The following is a 20,699-nucleotide window of genomic DNA, read 5'->3' on the forward strand; positions in this document are numbered from 1 at the left end:
TTTCAGCAATAGCGAACAAATAGCTAATCAGTTTCACAGTACAATGTTAGGTAAAAGTTTTTTACAAAACAAGCGAACGTTCGCTAAATATTAAAAATAATTTTTTGGCGATTATTTTTTTAATCGCTATATTTGATTTATGGATATCGAAAAAGACTATATAAAGCTGATCTTTGGGCTAAAACTCAAGCAAGTCAGAACACAAAAAAATCTTTCTCTTTTTGGCTTGGCCAAATTGACAAATCTTTCAAAATCGTACTTAAACGAAATTGAAAAGGGTAAAAAATATCCCAAAACAGATAAAATTTTGCTTTTGTGCGAGCATTTGGATATTAGTTACGACCAAATGGTTTCTTTAAAACTCGATAATAACCTTGCCCCGATTGGAGAAATTTTAAAATCCGGAATTTTAAAAGAGATTCCGTTAGAACTTTTCGGCATTCAGGAAGCGGATTTAATAGACATTATTGCCAATGCTCCCGCCAAAGTCAATGCCTTTATCAGTACCATAATTGAAATTGCACAGCATTACAATCTTAGCAGGGAAAGTTTCTTTCTGGCTGCCTTAAGATCTTACCAGGAAGCCCACAGTAATTATTTTGAAGATCTTGAAGATAAAGTGATTGCTTTTTCAAAATCATTTCAGATTAATTTGGATTCTAAAATCACGATTGAAGAACTGGAGGCCATTCTTACAGAGGAATTTGATTACACGATAAAAGAAATCGCTTTTACAGATCAGGAAGCTTTGGAAGATTTACGATCTATTTATGTTCCGAAAAGCAGGACTTTATTGCTTTCAACAGAAATTGACCATCCGCAGAAAGCTTTTATTCTCGCCAAAGAAATCGCTTACAATTATTTAAAAATATCCGATCGTTTGTTGACTTTTAGCTGGATAAAATTCGAAAACTTCGATCAGGTCCTGCATAATTTTTACGCTTCTTATTTTGCCGGCGCTTTATTATTACCAAGACAATTGGTAGTGGGCAAAATCAATGACTTCTTACATAATGAAAAACCAAATCCGGAAGAATTTGTCGCATTGATCGAAAGTTTCGAAGTTTCTCCGGAATCTTTCTACCAGAGACTGACCAATCTATTGCCTAAAGATTTTCATTTGAAAAACTTATTCTTTTTAAGAATGTCTCACAGAATTGGATCTGATGTGTATCAGATCAAAAAAGAATTACACATCACCAATCAACAGGAACCGCATGCAAATGAGACCAATGAGCATTACTGCAGAAGATGGGTTTCAGTAAAAACCATAGATGAAGCCATCAGGCAAAACAAACCCCACTTTTTTGATGCTCAGATTTCCAGTTATATACATAGTGGAAATGAATATCTGGTTTTTTCATCGGCTACAAAAGATCCTTTTGTAGAAAACAACATTCGCAGCATTTCTGTCGGAATTTTGATTACCCCAACAATGAAAAAGAAATTTAAATTCATTGATGCAAAACCTCTTATCAAACGAATTGTTGGTGTCACGTGCGAAACCTGCTCCGTGAAAGATTGCTTAGAAAGAGCTGCTCCTCCTATTGCCCTGGAAATGAAAAAACGCCATGACAACACGGATTTTGTTGTTCAGCAGTTCATTAATCAATATAGTTAGAAAATCATGAAATATTTATTTACAATAATAACGCTGCTTTTTATCAGCTTAAACCAGGAAACAGACAAACTTACCGGACGTTATAGTTACTTAACAGAAGACAATAATTTGTATATCCAAAAAGACAAAATTACGTTTAAGGATAGTGTTTTTGTGTTTGATAACAAGTATTTGCCAAAAGGAAAAATTTCTTATGGCAACACAATACTATTAGACAATTTCATAAATACTGATTTAATTATAAGCATTTCAAAAGATCAGATCAAAAAAGATACTATTCTGTTTTATATGCATGATAAGAAAAGTTCGGCTGCAAATTATCTTAATGAAATAGTTGGGAAAGGGAAATTAATCAGGATTAAATAATTCAGGTTTTTTACTTTCAAATAATGATTCAACACAATCTTGTCATCTCGACGAAGGAGAGATCACATTAGAAACTTCGATCCAATAATCTCCAATCTTTGTCGAGCCGCTTGTGTGATCTCTCCTTCGTCGAGATGACAAACCAGATAGCAAAACCTTTGAACCTTTGAACCTTTGCACCTTTGCACCTTCCTATAAAAATAAAACTTATAATTTAGCCCCGATAGAAGTGGAAATCCTTTTGTGCCGGGGTTCGGCGCAAAAGATTGAAACGGATAGCGGGACCAGACGTCTTTTGAAAACCAAAATTTCTGCTACAAAAAAACCTTAGAACCTTAGCCACTTAGAACCTCAGAACCTTTTTTTCTTAATCTAGGTTAAGTGCATTTCATGTATGTTGATCGTAAATTTGTACTATTAAAATAACAAAACACTTATCATCATGGAAAATATAGTATTACATAAAGCGGAAACAAGAGGAAATGCAAATCACGGATGGCTTAACGCTTATCACAGTTTTAGTTTTGCAAGCTGGTACAATCCGGACAGAATTCAGTTTGGAGCACTTCGCGTCTTGAATGATGACACAATTGCGGGAGGAATGGGTTTTGGTACGCATCCTCACGATAATATGGAAATCATTACCATTCCGTTAGAAGGCGATTTAGCCCACAAAGACAGTATGGGAAATACTGAAATCATCAAAAATGGTGATATTCAGGTTATGAGTGCCGGAACTGGAGTTCAACATAGTGAGTTTAATCCAAATGCGGATCAGCAAACTAAATTATTGCAAATCTGGCTGTTTCCAAACAAAAGAAACGTAGCGCCACGTTACCAGCAAATTACCCTGGATGTTGCTGACAGACACAATAAACTGTCTCAAATCTTATCTCCAAATGCAGACGATGAAGGGGTTTGGATTCATCAGGACGCCTGGTTCAACATGGGGAATTTTGATGCCGGAATTGCAACAGAATACAAAATCAAAAAAGAAGGAAACGGCGTTTACGCTTTCGTTTTAAAAGGAAATGTAACAATCAACGGTCAGGAGTTAAACACTCGTGATGCTGTTGGAATTTCAGGAACTGATACTTTAAATATCAAAGCAACTACTGATGCTGAATTTTTATTGATGGATATTCCGATGAACTATTAATTCATAAACAACACATACTTTTTTTTCAGAAAACGATAATAAATCTGCTTATCAGATTGTTATCGTTTTTTTTTACAGCTTTCACGAAATCACCCCGAGACTTTGAAAAAGGTCATTAAATTTAAAAACAGGTCGAATGAAAAAGGTCTCTCGCAGATTTTGCAGATTGAGCGGATTTTTATTCCTTGTTTAGATAGATTTTTTTAGAAAAAATAAGCAGTATAAGCAGATCATTTATAAACGCACTCTACAAAATAGATCTGCCCAATCTGCAAAATCTGCGGGAAACAAAAAACATTCTTAATCCGGAAATTAGCAGCAAAAGAAATAAATCTAAAATTATCGGTTTTTCATTTCTTAATCTAGGTTAAGTGCGATACCGCTACTACCAGCGTAACTTTGTCCTATCAAAATGAAATTATTATTATTTAAAAAATAAAATTATGGCAACTACAAAATGGTCAATTGACCCAACACATTCAGAAATTGGTTTTAAAGTTAAACACATGATGTTTACAAATGTTTCAGGAAAATTTGGAACTTACGATGCAACAATTACGACAGAAGATAATTACTTCGAAAACGCTGCAATCGAATTTTCAGGTGATATCGCTTCTATCGATACCGCAAATGCAGACAGAGACGGTCATTTAAGAAGCGCTGATTTTTTTGACGCTGAAAACAATCCTAAATTAACTTTCAAATCTTCTTCATTCAAAAAAATTGACGCCGGAGATTATGAAATCACCGGAGACTTAACGATTAAAGGTGTTTCTAAATCAGTAACTTTTCCGGTAGACTTCAGCGGAATCATGACTGATCCATGGGGAAATACAAAAGTAGGTTTAAGCATTGAAGGGAAAATTAACCGTAAAGACTGGGGATTAAACTGGAACTCTGCTCTTGAAACCGGTGGTGTTTTAGTTGGAGAAGAAGTAAAACTGAACATAGAATTACAATTTGCGAAACAAGCATAATCAGAATATTAGGTTTTAATTTGGTTGGTTTTAAAAGCCTGCACTTTTTAGAAAGTGCAGGCTTTTGTTTTTTTTTAATTTGCCACGAATTGCACTAATTTCCACTAATTTTTTACGCATAAAAAGTAAAAGATAATTCTTGTAAATTCTTGTAATTCGTGGCAAAAAAAACCTTTAGCGAATAGTACTATTTCTAAATTCAGTTGGTGATAATCCGGTTTGTTTTTTGAAAACTCTGGAGAAATACGAATAATCTTCGTAACCAACGGCATACGCAACTTCATTTATGGCTAATTGTTTGTCGGCCAGCATTCTTTTTATTTCGAGAATTACACGGTCCATAATCACCTCTGTGACTGTTTTTTGTAAAATTTCGTTACAAATTCTATTCAGATGTTTTAAGGTGATATACAATTGTCCTGCATAAAATGAAGGCAGTTTTTGAGTTTTAAACTGTTTTTCTAAAAGAACTTCAAATGCGCTGATCTTTATATTATAGGAATGTGTCTGATGAGAATAGGTTTCTCCATACTTACGGGCAATTTCGATATGAATGCAGTCTAATAAATCCAGCATTTTATCCAGCTGATATTTACCATCCTGATTGTTTTCGTGAATTAGTAAATCAAAATAAGGCAGGATCTTCGGAATTTCTTTTTCTTCAAAAACCATTTCCGGCCGATTGTGAATGGAATGATAAAAATTATACTCATTGATATTTTTCTGTCCAAAATACAGATTATAAAGCTCCTGCGAAAAGATAACCACAAAACCTTCAATATCTTCAGACAAACTCCAATGATGCATTTGTCCGGGCTGCAAAACGAACAAACTCCCTTTTTTAATTTCGAATTGATCAAAATCTACTTCATGCTGCCCCGACCCATTTGTAAAAAATACCATTAAATATGAATCATGCCGATGCGGTTCTTCGATAAAACTGTGGCTTTTTAAATGCTCCTTAAAAATATTGACGTAGAAATCACGATGAATATCATTGCAACTAAAATTCTGAACAGTATAAACTGGGTATTTCTTCATAACAAATGTCTTTATTGTGCTATAAGTAGCGAAGATATAAAAAAGAGTTTTAATGGATTGTAAAATACCTTTGTATAAATAAAAAAACAACAAAGTCATGTCAAATACACTAGTCCATATTTTGAAAAATGAATGTCCGAATTGTCATAAAGGAAAAGTTTTTAAAGACAAGAATATTTTTCTGAATTTCGGTTTTCCAAAAATGAACGAATACTGCAGCCATTGTAATTACAAGTTTCAAAAAGAGCCCGGTTATTTCTTTGGTGCCATGTATGTAAATTACGGATTAACAGTCGCTCAGGGCATTGCAACCTATTGTATCGCACAGTTTTTCTTTGAAAGAAATTTCGACCTGAGAATCATTCCGATTATTGCCGTTGTCATTACTTTATGTACTTCTTTCAATCTCCGATTTTCAAGATTAGTGTGGATTTATATGTTTAAGGATTATACAAGCTAAAAAAAGTGTTATTTTTGCCTTTCAATTGAAACTAATTTTCAATTCAATAAAATTCAATCTTAAATTAGACAGATGAAAGCATACGTATTTCCGGGTCAGGGCGCACAGTTTACAGGAATGGGCAAAGACTTATATGAAACATCGGCTTTAGCCAAAGAATTATTCGAAAAAGCCAATGAAATTTTAGGTTTTAGAATTACAGATATCATGTTTGAAGGTACTGCCGAAGAACTGAAAGAAACAAAAGTTACACAGCCGGCCGTTTTTTTACATTCGGTTATTTTAGCCAAAACTTTAGGCGAAGATTTTAAACCGGAAATGGTGGCGGGACATTCTTTAGGAGAATTTTCAGCATTGGTTGCTAACGGAACTTTATCTTTTGAAGATGGTCTTAAATTAGTTTCCCAACGTGCTTTAGCCATGCAAAAAGCTTGTGAAATTACTCCGTCTACAATGGCTGCCGTTTTGGGCCTTGCAGATAATGTTGTCGAAGAAGTTTGTGCTTCTATTGACGGGGTTGTCGTTGCTGCAAATTACAACTGTCCGGGACAATTGGTCATTTCCGGAGAAACTACTGCTGTTGAAAAAGCTTGTGAGGCGATGAAAGCTGCCGGAGCAAAACGTGCTTTGATTCTGCCTGTTGGAGGAGCTTTTCACTCGCCAATGATGGAGCCTGCAAGGGAAGAACTGGCTGCTGCGATTGAAGCAACAACCTTTTCAGCCCCAATTTGCCCGGTATATCAAAACGTAACTGCAAGCGCGGTTTCTGATGCAAATGAAATCAAAAAGAACTTAATTATACAATTGACTGCTCCGGTAAAATGGACACAGTCTGTACAACAAATGATCGCTGACGGCGCAACTTTGTTTACTGAAGTAGGACCTGGAAAAGTTTTAGCAGGTTTGATTAATAAAATTGATAAGGAAGCTGTTACGGCTAATGCTTAAATTTTAGTAATCAGTCGCAGTTTTTAGTTTTCAGTTGAAAAGCTATATAAAAATAAACCCTCATAAATTTTCATTATGAGGGTTTATTTTTATAATTCCTTAGCTTCTTTGCAATAATTATTTATAATTCCGGTAATCAGATAATTTTGGTTTCTCTTTTCAAAGAATATGTACCAGGTCGTTTTGGCATTGGCTTTATAAAAAATATAATTTGAACCCAGATATAGGAGTTTTTCCGAAGTTTTCTTGTGAGGTGTTTTTTTAATCCTTTCCGGAACAGCATCGTAAATCTTAGAAACATATTCTTCTGCAGATTCAATAAAACTAAAATATTCTTTTTTATATAATGTAATCATCAAGATATCGAATAATGTCTGATGTAAAGATAACTTCTATTTCCCCCACCATTCTCTTATTCTTCTAATTGACTCTACTTTTGCCTGCTCTGGCGTTAATCCTTTTGCAAATTCAGCATCAAAATCAAAAGTATCAGGATCAATTCCCTTCAATTTTGGTTTCTGAACTTCGTATTCTACCGCAGGTTCTTCTACCTTATTATTTTTCTGATTTTCATTCTTCTCATTCATAATCCCATTCTTTAGATAACGAATTTACAACAATTTCGTTAAATCAAAAAATTCCAAATAGTCCATCCTGATCATTTGGAATTTCTTTTGAAGCCGCGATATACAATGTTGTTCTTGCCTAGAGATTCTTTTCTTTCTTTTTATAATTAATAATAAACACGCCTAAAATAATAAGTATTGTTGCAATGATGAAATCAACTGTAATTTTTTCATTTAAAAGCAACCAGCCTAGAAAAACAGCTATAATTGTATTTACATAAGACAGGATAGAAACCTGTACTGCCGTAACACGTTTTAAAGCATAATTATAACAGAAAAACGCAATCACAGATCCAAAAACAGATAAATACAAAGAAGCAAAAATACTTCTTGAACTCCATGAACTCAAATCCGGATTTGGTGAAAAGATAAAAGCTAAAACAAGCTGAATACAAGAAGCCATTGTAAATTGATAAAATAAATTGAGTGCAATATTATTAGATTTATAGGCATGCGTTTTTGTATAAATCGTCCCGGCTGCCCAAGCCAAAATCGCCAAAATCATAAATAATACTCCAATTTTATAATCCTCATCCAAAAAGGAACTAAGTCCGTCTTTAAATATAAAAATAACGCCCGAAAATCCGATAAGTACTCCTATAAATCCTTTTAAACTTGCTTTTTGCAGCCCAAACAAAATACTGCCAATAAAAATAAGTATCGGAGACATGGCACTTATTACAGATGCTAATCCGCTTGGTAAAGTCTGCTCCGCAATTGTTGTAAAGCCGTTAGCAATAACAATCATTAGTACAGACGGAACGAGTTGGTGTTTCAGGTTTTCCCAACCGATCCATTTCAGTTCTTTTTTAAACAACAAAATAGTCATTACGATCAGTCCTGCCAATCCCTGACGTATAGAAGTTACAAACCAGGGCGGAATTGTTTCTACCGCAACCCTAATTCCTAAAAATGTGGTACCCCAAATAATGCCAACAGCTGCTAAGGCAAAAATTAATTTATAATCTAAACTTTGTTTCATGATAATTAAATTCCTTTTTTAAATAAAAAATCCCAAACTATATTACTATAATTCGGGATTTTTTGTTTGCAGTAAAGATGCACTGCTGTGAGTCTTTACGATCGTACTTTTTGTTCCCATTTCCAGGCGCTTGCCATTGCTTCATCTAATGTTAATTGTGCCTTCCAGCCCAAAACATCATTAGCTTTATCGGTATTAGCATACGCTTCAGTGATATCACCTTCCCGGCGTGGCATAATTTTATAGGGTAATTTGGTATTACTTACTTTTTCAAAACTGTTGATGACCTCAAGAACAGAACTTCCTTTTCCCGTTCCCAGATTAAAAGTCTCGACTTTAGCCAGATTCTTTTTATTGAACAAACGCTGCAACGCAATAACGTGTGCTTTTGCCAAATCTACAACATGAATATAATCACGGACTGCAGTTCCATCCGGCGTTGGATAGTCATTCCCAAAAACTGATAATTCCTTACGCAATCCCATTCCGGTTTGTGTAATAAAAGGAACCAGATTTTGAGGAACTCCTAATGGTAATTCTCCAATTTCCGTACTTGAATGCGCTCCAACCGGGTTAAAATAGCGCAATAAAATAGCACTTATATTAGTCACTTTGGCGGTATCTGTAATAATTTCCTCCCCGATCTGCTTTGTATTTCCGTAAGGAGACATGGCTGCCTGAATCGGAGCATCTTCTGTAATTGGCATTTTTTCAGCCTGGCCGTAAACCGTGCAGGATGAACTAAAAATGAAACTTGCCTCTGGTTTTTGCTGCAATTGCTGTAACAAATAAACTAAAGTACCAATGTTATTTTCGTAATATAACAGGGGATTTTCAACACTTTCGCCAACTGCTTTCGAAGCCGCAAAATGAATAACCCCGGTAACATCGTTATGTTTTTTAAAAAAATCCTGAACTGCTGTTTTTTCTCTTAAATCTATTTTTTCAAACAATGGCAGTTTTCCTGTAATTTTCTCAATTCCTTTTAAAACATCTTCCGAAGAATTAGAAAGATCATCAATTATTACTACTTCAAAGCCTTCATTTTGCAATTCGACTACAGTATGCGAACCGATAAATCCTAATCCTCCTGTTACTAATACTTTCATTTTGTGGTTGTTTTATGGCTAATATTTTAGTTTTATTTATTTTAAAAATTCAATTACACTGTCTGTAATAAATTTAATCTGCTCATCGTCAAGCTCGGTATGCATGGGCAAAGCAATTACTTCTTTTACCAATTGATTGGTTACAGGAAATTGTTCTTCTTTGTAACGAACATCAACATAAGCCTTTTGTGAATGCAGTGGAATTGGATAATAAATCGCACAAGGGATTGCTTTATCCAACAAATGCTGCATTAACGCATTACGATCCGCATCAACAATCCTTAGCACATATTGATGAAAAACGTGATCATTTGCATTGGCATCAAATTCCGGTGTAATTATATTTTTATGACCCGCAAAAGCTGCGTTATATTTTGTTGCAGCTAAACGACGTGCCGTATTATATTCATCCAGCAAAGGTAATTTTGCATTCAAAACTCCTGCCTGAATACTGTCCAAACGTGAATTTACCCCTACTACATCGTGATGGTAGCGTTCGTACATTCCGTGATTCACGATGCCACGGATAATGTGAGCCAGTTTATCATCATTGGTAAAAATTGCTCCGCCATCTCCATAACAACCTAAGTTTTTAGAGGGAAAAAATGAAGTTGCAGCCACATGACCAATAACTCCTACCTTGCTTTTTGTCCCTGATTTAGAAACATAATCAGCCCCTATTGCCTGCGCATTATCTTCAATCACATATAAATTATGCTGCGCGGCAATTTCCATAATCGCATCCATATTAGCTGCACGACCAAATAAATGTACCGGAACAATTGCTTTTGTTTTTGGTGTGATTGCTTTTTTTATCGCTTCAATGTCAATATTCATATTTGTAACATCAACGTCGACTAAAACCGGAGTTAATTGCAGTAAAGCAATTACTTCTACAGTCGCTGCAAATGTAAAATCAGCAGTAATAACCTCATCACCAGGCTTTAAATCCAGTCCCATCATTGCAATCTGTAAGGCATCTGTACCATTGGCACACGGAATTACATGTTTTGCTCCTAAATAATTTTCAAGATTTTTTTGAAACTGATGAACCAATGGCCCGTTTATATAAGTATTTGTATCTAAAACTTCCTGAATTGAAGCGTCAACGGTTGTTTTTATTTTTTCGTATTGACTCTTTAAGTCAACCATTTGAATTTTTTTCATTTATCTTTCTTTATTTTAAAACTTAAGATTTGTTTTCGGAATTCAATCTTCAAAACGAAGAACAAAAATAGTTATTTAATACCTTCAAACAATGAAAATAATCGAAAGAAACGTATTTTAGCACCAAAATTACACCCATGCTTTTTCTATACAATTTAGCCGTTTATCTTGCTGCCTTTTTTCTAAAAATTATCGCACTGTTTAGTCCGAAAATCAAGCTCTTTATCAACGGAAGGAAAGATGTTTTTACCATTTTGGAAGAAAGAATAAAACCCACAGACAAAACCATCTGGTTTCATGCTGCTTCCCTTGGAGAGTACGAACAAGGTTTACCGGTTATCGAAAAAATCAAAGAAAAATATCCTTTACATAAAATCATTGTTACTTTTTTTTCCCCTTCCGGATACGAAGTGCGTAAAAACAATACCGTTGCAGATGTCACTTTGTACCTGCCTTTGGACACTAAAAGCAATGCTAAACGGTTTTTGAAATTAGCACACCCGGAATTGGCGTTCTTCATTAAATATGAATTTTGGCTTAACTATTTAGGAGAACTCAAAAAAAACGAAACACCCACTTTTTTAATTTCCGGAATTTTCAGGGAAAGCCAGATGTTCTTTAAATGGTATGGCGGATTTTATCGAAAAGCACTAAAAACTTTCACTTATTTCTTTGTTCAAAATGAAAGTTCAAAACAAAAAATAGAAGCTATTGGTTTCCACAATGTAATTGTTTCCGGCGATACCCGTTTCGACCGTGTCAATGCAATCTTAGAAAGAGACAATACATTGGATTTTATTGAAAACTTCAAAAACAACCAAACCACAATTGTTATCGGCAGTTCCTGGCCAAAAGACGAAGCAGTATTAGCCGAATATATCAATCACGCTCCGGAGAATGTAAAATTCATTATTGCACCGCATAACATAAAAGGAGATCAAATTGCAAGCCTTAAATCTCAAATCACAAAATCAAGCATTTTATTTTCCGAAAAAGGAAACGCTGATTTATCAGACTACAACGTCTTTATTATCGACACCGTTGGCTTACTGACCAAGATCTATAGTTACGGAACGATAGCGTACGTTGGAGGGGGATTTGGAAATCCGGGAATTCATAATATTTTAGAACCTGCAACTTTTGGAATCCCGATTATAATTGGTCCAAATTATTCCCATTTTGCAGAAGCTACAGAGCTGGTAAAACTTGGAGGCTGCATTGTTATTAACAACAAAGAGGAACTTAAACAAAATCTCGATCGCTTACTTTCAGATGAAAAGTTTTTTAAAGAAAAATCTCAAATATGCAAGTCGTTTATTCAGAACAATACGGGAGCTACAGACAGCATTATGAAAATCGTTTTTTAACAACTCGAAATATCAAATGACAGGTTTTGAGTCGTAAATTATAAAAAAGAGGCTCAAAAGAGCTTATTTGCACCTTTAAAGCCTGCAGAATAATCAATAAAAAGCAAAACAAACCATTGGTAAGAGAATCAAAAAAGCTAATTTTCTTATTGAATATTCAATGAAAAATAATTTATACAAAAAATACAATAATATAACATAATTTTAGTATTTTGGCATCTTATTTGATAACTAAGATATTCGTGAGCAATGAAAATATTTTAAAAAAAAAATAAAAAAATATTTTACATATTAAAAAATTTATATCTTTGCCACGAATTAATAATTAACCTTTTATAATAAAGTAAGATGAAAAAAGTATTTTTAAGTTTAGCTGTTGTTGCTGTTTTAACTGTTGTATCTTGTAAAAAAGCTGATGCTCCAGCTACTGACGCTGTAGATTCTACTGCTGTTACTGTTGATTCTGCTGCTGCTGTAGTTGATTCTGCTGCTGCAACTGTTGACTCTGCTGCTGCTAAAGTTGATTCTGCTGCTGCTAAAGTAGAAGAAGTAAAAAAATAATTAGAACCTAAGTTCTAAAAATTTTAAAACCATCCTTGAGATGGTTTTTTTTTATGTTAAAATTTTATTTTGCATAAAATCCATAAAAAAAGCGTTTTGAAAATTTCAAAACGCTTTTTTTTTATTCCAACACTTCCTCATCGACTACCTCATCTTCAAAAATCGAATCACTGGACGAGAAATCCAAAATCTCCGACCTTGCAGCATAAGTGACAATTTCCTTGATTCCTTTCTGCAAAAGCAATTCTGTCGTGTATTTACGGCTTGTTGCAAAATGAAGCTCTCCCAACATCAGCTTAAAAAAATATTTCCCTCCGGAACCTTTAAATTTTAAAAACCTTGCCTGATCTATACTCAATTTAAATTTTTCAATATCTTCTTCACATTCGAACTTCAATTCATAACTCAAACTTGTAAAGATGATTTTTCCTTTTCTGGAAGTAAAAACAAATTTATATTCATCATTAAATCTTTTACTAATTACAAAAGCACCCATTTAGAATTTTAGATTTTAGATTATTGACTTTAGATTATTGATTTTAAACCTGATAGCCATCAGTTAGATTCTTAGATTCTTAGATTCTTAGATTCTTAGATTCTTAGATTCTTAGATTCTTAGATTCTTAGATTCTTAGATTCTTAGATTCTTAGATTCTTAGATTCTTTAAAATAAATTTACTTCGCAAATTTATTTTAAACTGCGCGGGTTTACGCCATAAAAAAAGCCTCTTCAAAAGAAGAGGCTTTAGTACTCAGAGCGGGACTTGAACCCGCACGAACATTGCTGTTCACTGGATTTTAAGTCCAGCGTGTCTACCAATTTCACCATCCGAGCATTATATGGTTTTGAGCGAAAAACGGGGCTCGAACCCGCGACCTCGACCTTGGCAAGGTCGCGCTCTACCAACTGAGCTATTTTCGCGTTTCAAATTCTAGTAAGAACCGCAACACTTGATTTGTTCTGTATTGCGGTTGCAAATTTAAGACATTTATTGAGTTATACAAGCGTTTTTTGAAAAAAAATTACACTTATTTTATAACCTTCTGATAACCTAAACTTTAAATATGAAAATTATTTCTTTACCAGCATTCTTTTGATCTCATTCAGCTTCATTAGTGCCTCCACTGGGGTGATCGCGTTTATATCAAGACTCATAATCTCTTCTTTTATCTCTTCTAACAGCGGATCATCCAGATTAAAGAAGCTCATTTGCATTTCATCATTAGCCGCTTTTATTCCGTTTAGAGCATCACTCGAATGATTCTTCTCTAATTTCTTCAATAACTTCTGCGCTTTCAAAATTACAATCTGAGGCATTCCGGCCATTTTTGCGACATGAATTCCAAAACTATGGGCACTTCCGCCTTTTACGAGTTTACGAATAAACAGAACCGTATCTTTTAATTCTTTTACGGCAACATTATAGTTCTGGATTCTCGGCAACGATTCGGTCATTTCATTTAACTCGTGATAATGCGTTGCAAACAATGTTTTTGGTTTTGAGGGATGCTCGTGCAAAAATTCAGCAATAGCCCAGGCAATCGATATTCCGTCATAAGTACTGGTCCCTCTTCCGATCTCATCCAGTAAAACCAGACTTCGATCTGAGATATTATTCAAAATAGAAGCCGTTTCATTCATTTCGACCATAAAAGTAGACTCTCCCATCGAAATATTATCGGAAGCTCCTACTCTGGTAAAGATCTTATCTACGATTCCCATTCTGACGCTGTCAGCAGGAACAAAACTTCCCATTTGAGCCAATAACACAATTAAAGCGGTTTGTCTCAGAATAGCCGACTTACCGGACATGTTGGGTCCCGTAATCATAATAAGCTGTTGCGTTTCCCTGTCCAGAAAAACATCATTGGCAATATAAGGAGTACCAACCGGTAATTGTTTCTCAATTACGGGATGTCTTCCGTTTTTGATTTCCAGTTCAAAAGTTTCATCTATTTCGGGACATACATATTGATTTTCTACAGCCAGTTGCGTAAACGAACACAAACAGTCTAATTGCGCTACCAAATACGCATTCATCTGAACCGGCTTGATATAAGTGGCAATCCAGGCTACGAGTTGCTCAAAAAGATCGGTTTCAATTTTGTAGATTTTCTCTTCAGCTCCTAAAATCTTGGTTTCGTATTCTTTTAATTCTTCCGTAATATAACGTTCTGCATTTACCAGCGTCTGTTTACGAATCCATTCTGTTGGCACTTTATCTTTATGTGTATTTCGAACTTCGATATAATAGCCGAAAACATTATTAAAAGAAATTTTCAAAGAAGATATTCCGGTTCGCTCGGACTCTCTTTTTTCAATTCCTTCCAAATATTCTTTTCCGGATGTCGAAATAGCGCGCAAATCATCTAATTCCTCACTGATTCCTTTTGCAATCGCATTTCCTTTTGAAATGGCTACCGGAGCATCCTGGTTTAAAGTTGTTTTGATTTTCTCTCTCAACAAATCACAGGAATGCAGGCTATCCCCAATAACTTTTACGGCTTCCTGAGGACTTTGTAGCGCCAGGGTTTTAATTGGAATAATAGCATCTAATGATTCTTTCAGATACACAATCTCGCGAGGTGAAATTTTTCCTGTCGCAATTTTAGAAATCAGGCGTTCCAGATCTGAAATTTGCTTGATCTGGTATTGAATATTATGCAAAACCTCGGGATTTGATTTCAAATAGGAAACTACATCATGACGGCCTTTTATTTTAGTACTGTCTTTGAGCGGCAGGGCAAGCCAACGTTTTAACAAACGGCCTCCCATTGGGGAAAGTGTTCTGTCAATTACATCTAAAAGCGTAACGGCATTCGGATTATAACTGTGATACAATTCCAGATTTCGAATGGTAAATCGGTCCATCCAGACATAGGCATCTTCGGCAATACGCTGAATTGTCGTAATATGCTGGACACGATTATGCTGTGTTTCGGATAAATAATACAAAATAGCACCGGAAGCTACAACTCCTTCTTTCAGTTCCTCAATACCAAAACCTTTCAGGGAAACTGTCTGGAAATGTTTGGTTAAAGTTTCTAATGCGTAATCTTCTTTATAAATCCAGTCTTCCAGATAAAAACTATGAAAATCATCTCCGAAAGCGTCTTTGAAATCACCTTTATTGTTCTTCGGAACAAGAACTTCACTTGGATTAAAGTTCTGCAATAATTTATCGATATATTCAGCATTTCCCTGAGCGGTTAAAAATTCTCCAGTGGAAACATCCAGGAAGGAAATCCCTATATTATTCTTAGCAAAATAAACAGAGGCCAAAAAGTTATTTGTTTTGGACTGCAAAACCTCATCATTTAAAGAAACCCCCGGAGTTACAAGCTCTGTAACACCTCGTTTAACGATTGTTTTAGTCATTTTAGGATCTTCCAGCTGATCACATATTGCTACACGAAGTCCTGCCTTTACTAATTTTGGCAAATACGTATTAATAGAATGATGGGGGAAACCCGCCAAAGCCGTTTCGGTTTCAGAGCCCGCTCCTCTTTTTGTCAATGTTATGCCCAGAATTTTAGAAGCTCTAATGGCGTCTTCTCCAAAGGTTTCGTAAAAATCACCTACTCTGAAAAGCAAACAGGCATCAGGATATTTTCTCTTGATTTCATTGTACTGTTTCATTAAAGGTGTTTCCTTCACCACTTTCTCTTTCGCTGCCAAATTATTATATTTTAAATGATCAATTTATGACAGCGAATTTATAATATTTTGAAGGAATATCGAAGAGCTGCAAAAATTAAAATATTTTAAGATTTTTTTAAGCACAGATATAAGAATTTTATATAGATTTGTTCATAATTAAAAAAGACTCTATAAAAGATGAAAAAAATAATTTTATTCGCTATGCTTGCTGTAGTTGGAATTACAGCTTCTAACGCTCAAAGTACTAAAAAAACAACTTCTAAAGCAGCTAAAGTAGCTAAAGTTGAAGGAGCAGGAATGGCTTTCGAAACGGAAACAATTGACTACGGAACTGTCGCTCACAATGCTGACGGGAAACGTGAATTTGTTTTTGTAAACAACGGAACTAAACCACTTATCATCACTAACACTCAGGGATCTTGTGGTTGTACTGTACCAACTACTCCAAAAGAGCCAATCGCTCCGGGTGCTAAAGGTATTATTGGTGTAAAATATGCTACTGACAGAGTTGGTGCTTTTACTAAAACAGTAACTGTTACTTCTAATGCTGAAGGACAACCAACAAAAGTACTTACTATTAAAGGTACTGTTTTACCAGATCCAGTAAAAAGCTAATCTGAAAAACAATCTAAAATAATTGAAAAAGCTTCCTTATCTTTGGAAGCTTTTTTTATGACCTGAATTCAACCCTAATGAGAAAACTTGAAAATAGTGAACTGGAACGAAAATCGATTGAAGATTTTAAAGAATCCGAAAAAACTCCTCTGATTTTAGTATTGGATGATATTCGCAGTTTACACAATATTGGATCTGTATTTAGAACTGCAGATGCTTTTTTGATTGAAAAAATAATCTTGTGTGGTATTACAGCTACTCCTCCCAATAAAGAAATTCATAAAACAGCTCTGGGCGCGACCGAAACTGTAGCCTGGGAACACCATGAAAATGTATTAGAGGTTATCGAGAACCTTAAAAAAGAAAACGTCTTAACACTTGCGATTGAACAAGTCGAAAGTGCTGTTTTTCTTCAGGATTTTAAAGTAGTCAAAGATCAAAAATACGCATTGGTTTTCGGAAATGAAGTTTATGGTGTTGCACAGGAAGCGGTTGCCATTTGTGATGGCTGTATCGAAATTCCGCAATTAGGAACCAAACATTCTTTAAATATTTCTGTAAGTGCCGGAATTGTGGTTTGGGATTTGTTTCAGAAGTTAAACTGGCCTCAATAGAAATATATTTTTTTATCGTTATAAAATTGATACTTTTATAAAATGAAAAATATCAGTTTCGCAATAATATCTATAATATTTTTTGTTTTCAGTTTTTATTCCTTACATGCGCGTGAAAAAAATAATATTTTTAACAGAAATATCACACATGCCGCAAATGACAGTGTGAAATCTGCGAAAAAAAAGTTAGCGACCATTGACCCGCCAGTTCTTATAGCAGCAGGAAACCAGATATACTGCCCGCAAACCTCACTAAACATTGTAACAAGCATAACAATCAATCACGATATTGCTGAAACAGCAACACAGGCCGTTTATATTCAGATTTCATCGGGGTATTCAAGCGGTTTAGACCAACTTGAACTTTCAAATACGGCATCTCATCCGTCAATTGTAACTAACTGGGATGCTACTGCCGGGAAATTAAAATTATCGAGTCCGACTGGTGCTGATGTTTCATATTCGGATTTTGAAGCGGCTGTAAGGGACGTTGTTTTTTCGAATTCATCAGCTGACGCGTCCGGAACCAGAACTTTTTCTATTACTATTGGTCAGGCCAATTACCTGCCTTCTACACAACATTATTATTTATTTATTCCCAGTATCGGTATTACCTGGACTGCTGCAAAAACGGCTGCCGAAGCAAGTACTTATTATGGCCTTAAAGGCTATTTAGCCACTATTTTAGCTGCAGATGAAGCACAATTAATTGGGGAACAGGCTTCAGGAACCGGTTGGATTGGCGGCAGCGATGCCGAAACCGAAGGTACCTGGAAATGGGTAACCGGACCGGAAGCAGGCACCGTAATGAACTATACTTTCTGGAATAACGGCGAACCTAACAACCAGGGAGATGAGGATTATGCCCATATAACGCAACCGGGAATAGGTATTAAAGGCTCATGGAACGATTTATCAAATACAGGATCATTAAATTCCGGCGACCCCTATCAACCGAAAGGATTTGTAGTAGAATATGGAGGAATGCCGGGTGAATCGCCTTTACAAATTGCAGCCAGTACCAAAATTACCATTCCGGAAGTCCAGCCTCTTATTCCGAATCCAGTTTGTGATTCGGGAAGTTTCACCATAACGGCAACACCAATAACCGGAATAACCATTAATTGGTACGATGTTCCTACAGGCGGAACAGCATTAGGAACAGGAAGCAGTTTTACGACTCCAATTTTAAATTCCACCACTATTTACTATGCAGATCCGGGCTGTGAAATCAAAAGAAAAGCTGTTACTGTTACTGTAAATCCAACTCCGGATATCCCGACCACGACTAATCCGACTGTGCCCAGATGTGGTGCCGGAAGTGTCAATTTACAAGCCAGTTCTAATATTGGTATCATAAACTGGTTTACTACTGCTATCGGAAACACAAGCATTTACACCGGCAATAACTTTCCTACACCTACAATTGACACCAATACTACTTATTATGCCGAAGCCTCAAACAACGGCTGTATAAATAATACCCGTACTCCTGTTGACGTTATTATTTACGCCCCTCCTGCGGTTACAGATGAAAAAGATATTCCGTTATGTCAAGGTCAAAAGATAGTGCTGGATGCCGGAATTACCGGAATGGCTTATAAATGGTCTACCGGCGCCACAACCCAAACCATTGAAGTAATGACAGGAGGAACTTACACAGTTGAAGTTACGAGTCCCGCTCCTGAAAGCTGCCCAAATACAAAGACTATAACGGTTAAGGAACACCTGATTCCTAAAATTGACCGTATAGAAACAAACGGAACCACCGCTATTATCTATCTTACGAAAGAAGAAGATTATTATGAATATTCTGTAGATGGCTTTAATTTTCAGGATTCCAATACATTTTATAATATACCGGGTGGCTTACAAACTGCTTACATCCGGGAGAAAAATGGTTGCGAGGGAACTACACAAAATTTTGTCATTCTGGTTTTCCCTGCTTTTTTCACTCCCAATAATGATACTTATAATGACGTTTGGGAAGTAACCGGAATAGAAAATTATCCTCAGGCACAAGTCACGATTTTTGATCGGTACGGAAAGCTCCTGATAGAATTGAAACCTTCTAAAATGTTCTGGGACGGAACTTTCAATAAAATTCCTCTACCCTCTTCCGATTATTGGTATGCCTTAAAAATAGACAATACAAAACCTGTTTTAAGAGGTCACTTTACCTTGAAAAGATAAAAAACTATTACGCTATTTTCTTTTTAATTTCTTCCAGGATGAAAAGATAATCTTCGTGTTTCTTTACAAAGTCACGATCCGAGACATCAATAATTAAAACATTGAGATCGGTTTGGGATTTTATGTAGTCTAAATACCCCACATTGATTTTATCCAAATATTCTGCTTCAATATTCTGTTCGTAGGCACGGCCGCGTCGTTTAATATTCTCTAACAATCTTGTTGTATTTTGATATAAATAAACATACAAATCAGGCTTTTGCATTTCTTTATAAATAATATCAAACAGGTTTCTGTACAAACGATATTCATCTTCTGCCAGAGTGATTTTAGCAAAAATCAGTGATTTGAAAATATGATAATCGGCTACTATGAAATCTTTAAACAAATCAAACTGAGCTAAGTCATCTGATAATTGCTGGTATCTGTCGGCCAGAAAAGACATTTCCAGCGGAAAGGCATACCGATTTTGATCTTTATAAAACTTAGGTAAAAACGGATTGTCTGCAAAACGTTCCAAAACGGTTTTAGCATTAAAATCTTCTGCAATTTTATGCGCCAGAGTTGTTTTTCCGGCGCCGATATTTCCTTCAAAGGCGATATAATTAAACTTCTCCAGCGGAATTTCCTGCAGTGGATTTTTCAAATCCTGCACAACAGTACAAAGACTGTCATCGGGAGTAATCGCTATCAGTTCGGATATGGTTTTTTGAAATACAGGATGTTTCCAGTCTAATTTTAAATCCTGCATTGGCAGTAATACAAATTTCCTGTTTTGCATTAACGGATGCGGAATTTCCAGTTTTTCAGATTTAATAATTTCATTATCAAAAACAATCAGATCGACATCAATGAGACGGGATTGATATCCCTCCTGATTCAAACGGATTCTGCCTAGTTGTTTTTCTATTTTTAAAACCTGATTGAGTATTTTTTGTGCCGAAGAGCTAGTGTGTATAATAAGCACACAATTATAAAAAGCGTCACTCTCAAATCCCCAGGCAGGTGTTTCGTAAAGCTTTGAAACCTTAATTACAGTTCCCACTTCCTGATGTATAAGCTGAATACAACTTTCGATGTTTGCTAACCGATTTCCCTGATTACTGCCTATTGCTAATACGACCTGATGCTGTGATTTCATAATAAATGCAAATTAACTAAAACTATTTCAGAATTAATTACATTATTTTAATAGATACTATTTTTAGATAAAGAAAAAAAATAGTATTTTT

20 protein-coding genes and 2 tRNA genes are annotated in these 20,699 nt (G+C 35.3%); 11 read left to right on the forward strand and 11 right to left on the reverse strand.

The window, feature by feature from the left end; translation table 11 throughout:
* The first annotated feature begins 139 nt into the window (after positions 1-139).
* From HAV12_RS20215 to HAV12_RS20230, 4 genes are all read left to right on the forward strand, one after another.
* Positions 140-1,621 (forward strand): helix-turn-helix domain-containing protein, encoded by a 1,482-nt coding sequence (locus tag HAV12_RS20215; RefSeq protein WP_171571201.1) that lies wholly within the window; start codon positions 140-142, stop codon positions 1,619-1,621.
* Between the two features lie 6 nt (positions 1,622-1,627).
* The gene (locus HAV12_RS20220) at positions 1,628-1,987 is read left to right on the forward strand and encodes a hypothetical protein (RefSeq protein WP_171571202.1); all 360 of its coding nucleotides are present in this window, start codon (positions 1,628-1,630) and stop codon (positions 1,985-1,987) included.
* A 442-nt stretch (positions 1,988-2,429) separates the two neighbouring features.
* Complete coding sequence (locus HAV12_RS20225; RefSeq protein WP_171571203.1) at positions 2,430-3,146, forward strand: pirin family protein; 717 nt, start codon at positions 2,430-2,432, stop codon at positions 3,144-3,146.
* Between the two features lie 443 nt (positions 3,147-3,589).
* On the forward strand, positions 3,590-4,123 hold the full coding sequence (locus HAV12_RS20230; RefSeq protein WP_171571204.1) for a YceI family protein: 534 nt from the start codon (positions 3,590-3,592) through the stop codon (positions 4,121-4,123).
* A gap of 174 nt (positions 4,124-4,297) precedes the next feature.
* Here HAV12_RS20230 and HAV12_RS20235 read toward each other — a convergent pair whose 3' ends face one another.
* The gene (locus tag HAV12_RS20235; protein WP_171571205.1) at positions 4,298-5,164 is read right to left on the reverse strand and encodes an AraC family transcriptional regulator; all 867 of its coding nucleotides are present in this window, start codon (positions 5,162-5,164) and stop codon (positions 4,298-4,300) included.
* Positions 5,165-5,261: 97 nt separating this feature from the next.
* Here HAV12_RS20235 and HAV12_RS20240 point away from each other — a divergent pair, with 97 nt between their 5' ends.
* Together HAV12_RS20240 and fabD are read left to right on the forward strand one after the other, a co-directional pair.
* Entirely contained in the window at positions 5,262-5,624 is a 363-nt protein-coding gene (locus tag HAV12_RS20240; RefSeq protein WP_132037768.1) for a DUF983 domain-containing protein, read from the forward strand.
* Between the two features lie 72 nt (positions 5,625-5,696).
* The gene (gene fabD / locus HAV12_RS20245) at positions 5,697-6,572 is read left to right on the forward strand and encodes an ACP S-malonyltransferase (protein ID WP_171571206.1); all 876 of its coding nucleotides are present in this window, start codon (positions 5,697-5,699) and stop codon (positions 6,570-6,572) included.
* Between the two features lie 89 nt (positions 6,573-6,661).
* On the opposite strand, the gene HAV12_RS20250 is transcribed toward fabD, so the two are convergent.
* The 5 genes from HAV12_RS20250 to HAV12_RS20270 form a co-directional block, all read right to left on the reverse strand.
* Positions 6,662-6,928: a hypothetical protein gene (locus HAV12_RS20250; RefSeq protein WP_171571207.1), complete on the reverse strand. Its 267-nt coding sequence runs from the start codon at positions 6,926-6,928 to the stop codon at positions 6,662-6,664.
* A 36-nt stretch (positions 6,929-6,964) separates the two neighbouring features.
* Positions 6,965-7,159 carry a hypothetical protein gene (locus tag HAV12_RS20255; RefSeq protein WP_171571208.1) on the reverse strand — a complete coding sequence of 65 codons (195 nt, stop codon included), beginning with the start codon at positions 7,157-7,159 and terminating at the stop codon, positions 6,965-6,967.
* A 118-nt stretch (positions 7,160-7,277) separates the two neighbouring features.
* Positions 7,278-8,180: a DMT family transporter gene (locus HAV12_RS20260; RefSeq protein WP_171571209.1), complete on the reverse strand. Its 903-nt coding sequence runs from the start codon at positions 8,178-8,180 to the stop codon at positions 7,278-7,280.
* 95 nt (positions 8,181-8,275) lie between these two features.
* Complete coding sequence (gene galE, locus HAV12_RS20265) at positions 8,276-9,289, reverse strand: UDP-glucose 4-epimerase GalE (protein WP_171571210.1); 1,014 nt, start codon at positions 9,287-9,289, stop codon at positions 8,276-8,278.
* A gap of 36 nt (positions 9,290-9,325) precedes the next feature.
* Positions 9,326-10,456: a DegT/DnrJ/EryC1/StrS aminotransferase family protein gene (locus HAV12_RS20270; RefSeq protein ID WP_171571211.1), complete on the reverse strand. Its 1,131-nt coding sequence runs from the start codon at positions 10,454-10,456 to the stop codon at positions 9,326-9,328.
* 137 nt (positions 10,457-10,593) lie between these two features.
* On the opposite strand from HAV12_RS20270, the gene HAV12_RS20275 reads away from it, so the two are divergent.
* Positions 10,594-11,823: a 3-deoxy-D-manno-octulosonic acid transferase gene (locus HAV12_RS20275; protein WP_171571212.1), complete on the forward strand. Its 1,230-nt coding sequence runs from the start codon at positions 10,594-10,596 to the stop codon at positions 11,821-11,823.
* A 348-nt stretch (positions 11,824-12,171) separates the two neighbouring features.
* The gene (locus HAV12_RS20280; RefSeq protein WP_132037776.1) at positions 12,172-12,384 is read left to right on the forward strand and encodes a hypothetical protein; all 213 of its coding nucleotides are present in this window, start codon (positions 12,172-12,174) and stop codon (positions 12,382-12,384) included.
* 121 nt (positions 12,385-12,505) lie between these two features.
* Here the strand turns inward: HAV12_RS20280 and HAV12_RS20285 are convergent, their stop codons facing one another.
* The 4 genes from HAV12_RS20285 to mutS form a co-directional block, all read right to left on the reverse strand.
* Positions 12,506-12,880: a DUF1508 domain-containing protein gene (locus HAV12_RS20285; RefSeq protein WP_171571213.1), complete on the reverse strand. Its 375-nt coding sequence runs from the start codon at positions 12,878-12,880 to the stop codon at positions 12,506-12,508.
* 253 nt (positions 12,881-13,133) lie between these two features.
* Positions 13,134-13,219 (reverse strand) — tRNA-Leu (locus tag HAV12_RS20290).
* A 14-nt stretch (positions 13,220-13,233) separates the two neighbouring features.
* A tRNA-Gly gene (locus tag HAV12_RS20295) sits at positions 13,234-13,306 on the reverse strand.
* Positions 13,307-13,456: 150 nt separating this feature from the next.
* Positions 13,457-16,063: a DNA mismatch repair protein MutS gene (gene mutS / locus HAV12_RS20300; protein WP_171571214.1), complete on the reverse strand. Its 2,607-nt coding sequence runs from the start codon at positions 16,061-16,063 to the stop codon at positions 13,457-13,459.
* A gap of 159 nt (positions 16,064-16,222) precedes the next feature.
* Here mutS and HAV12_RS20305 point away from each other — a divergent pair, with 159 nt between their 5' ends.
* From HAV12_RS20305 to HAV12_RS20315, 3 genes are all read left to right on the forward strand, one after another.
* On the forward strand, positions 16,223-16,660 hold the full coding sequence (locus tag HAV12_RS20305; RefSeq protein WP_171571215.1) for a DUF1573 domain-containing protein: 438 nt from the start codon (positions 16,223-16,225) through the stop codon (positions 16,658-16,660).
* A gap of 77 nt (positions 16,661-16,737) precedes the next feature.
* Positions 16,738-17,274 carry an RNA methyltransferase gene (locus HAV12_RS20310; protein WP_132031508.1) on the forward strand — a complete coding sequence of 179 codons (537 nt, stop codon included), beginning with the start codon at positions 16,738-16,740 and terminating at the stop codon, positions 17,272-17,274.
* Positions 17,275-17,316: 42 nt separating this feature from the next.
* Positions 17,317-19,467 carry a T9SS type B sorting domain-containing protein gene (locus HAV12_RS20315; protein WP_171571216.1) on the forward strand — a complete coding sequence of 717 codons (2,151 nt, stop codon included), beginning with the start codon at positions 17,317-17,319 and terminating at the stop codon, positions 19,465-19,467.
* 7 nt (positions 19,468-19,474) lie between these two features.
* Here the strand turns inward: HAV12_RS20315 and folK are convergent, their stop codons facing one another.
* The gene (gene folK / locus HAV12_RS20320; protein WP_171571217.1) at positions 19,475-20,608 is read right to left on the reverse strand and encodes a 2-amino-4-hydroxy-6-hydroxymethyldihydropteridine diphosphokinase; all 1,134 of its coding nucleotides are present in this window, start codon (positions 20,606-20,608) and stop codon (positions 19,475-19,477) included.
* Between the last annotated feature and the right edge of the window lie 91 nt (positions 20,609-20,699).

Origin of the sequence: Flavobacterium sp. CLA17 (assembly GCF_013112255.2) — a bacterium.
In the GTDB taxonomy this organism is placed as follows: Bacteria; Bacteroidota; Bacteroidia; order Flavobacteriales; family Flavobacteriaceae; genus Flavobacterium; species Flavobacterium circumlabens.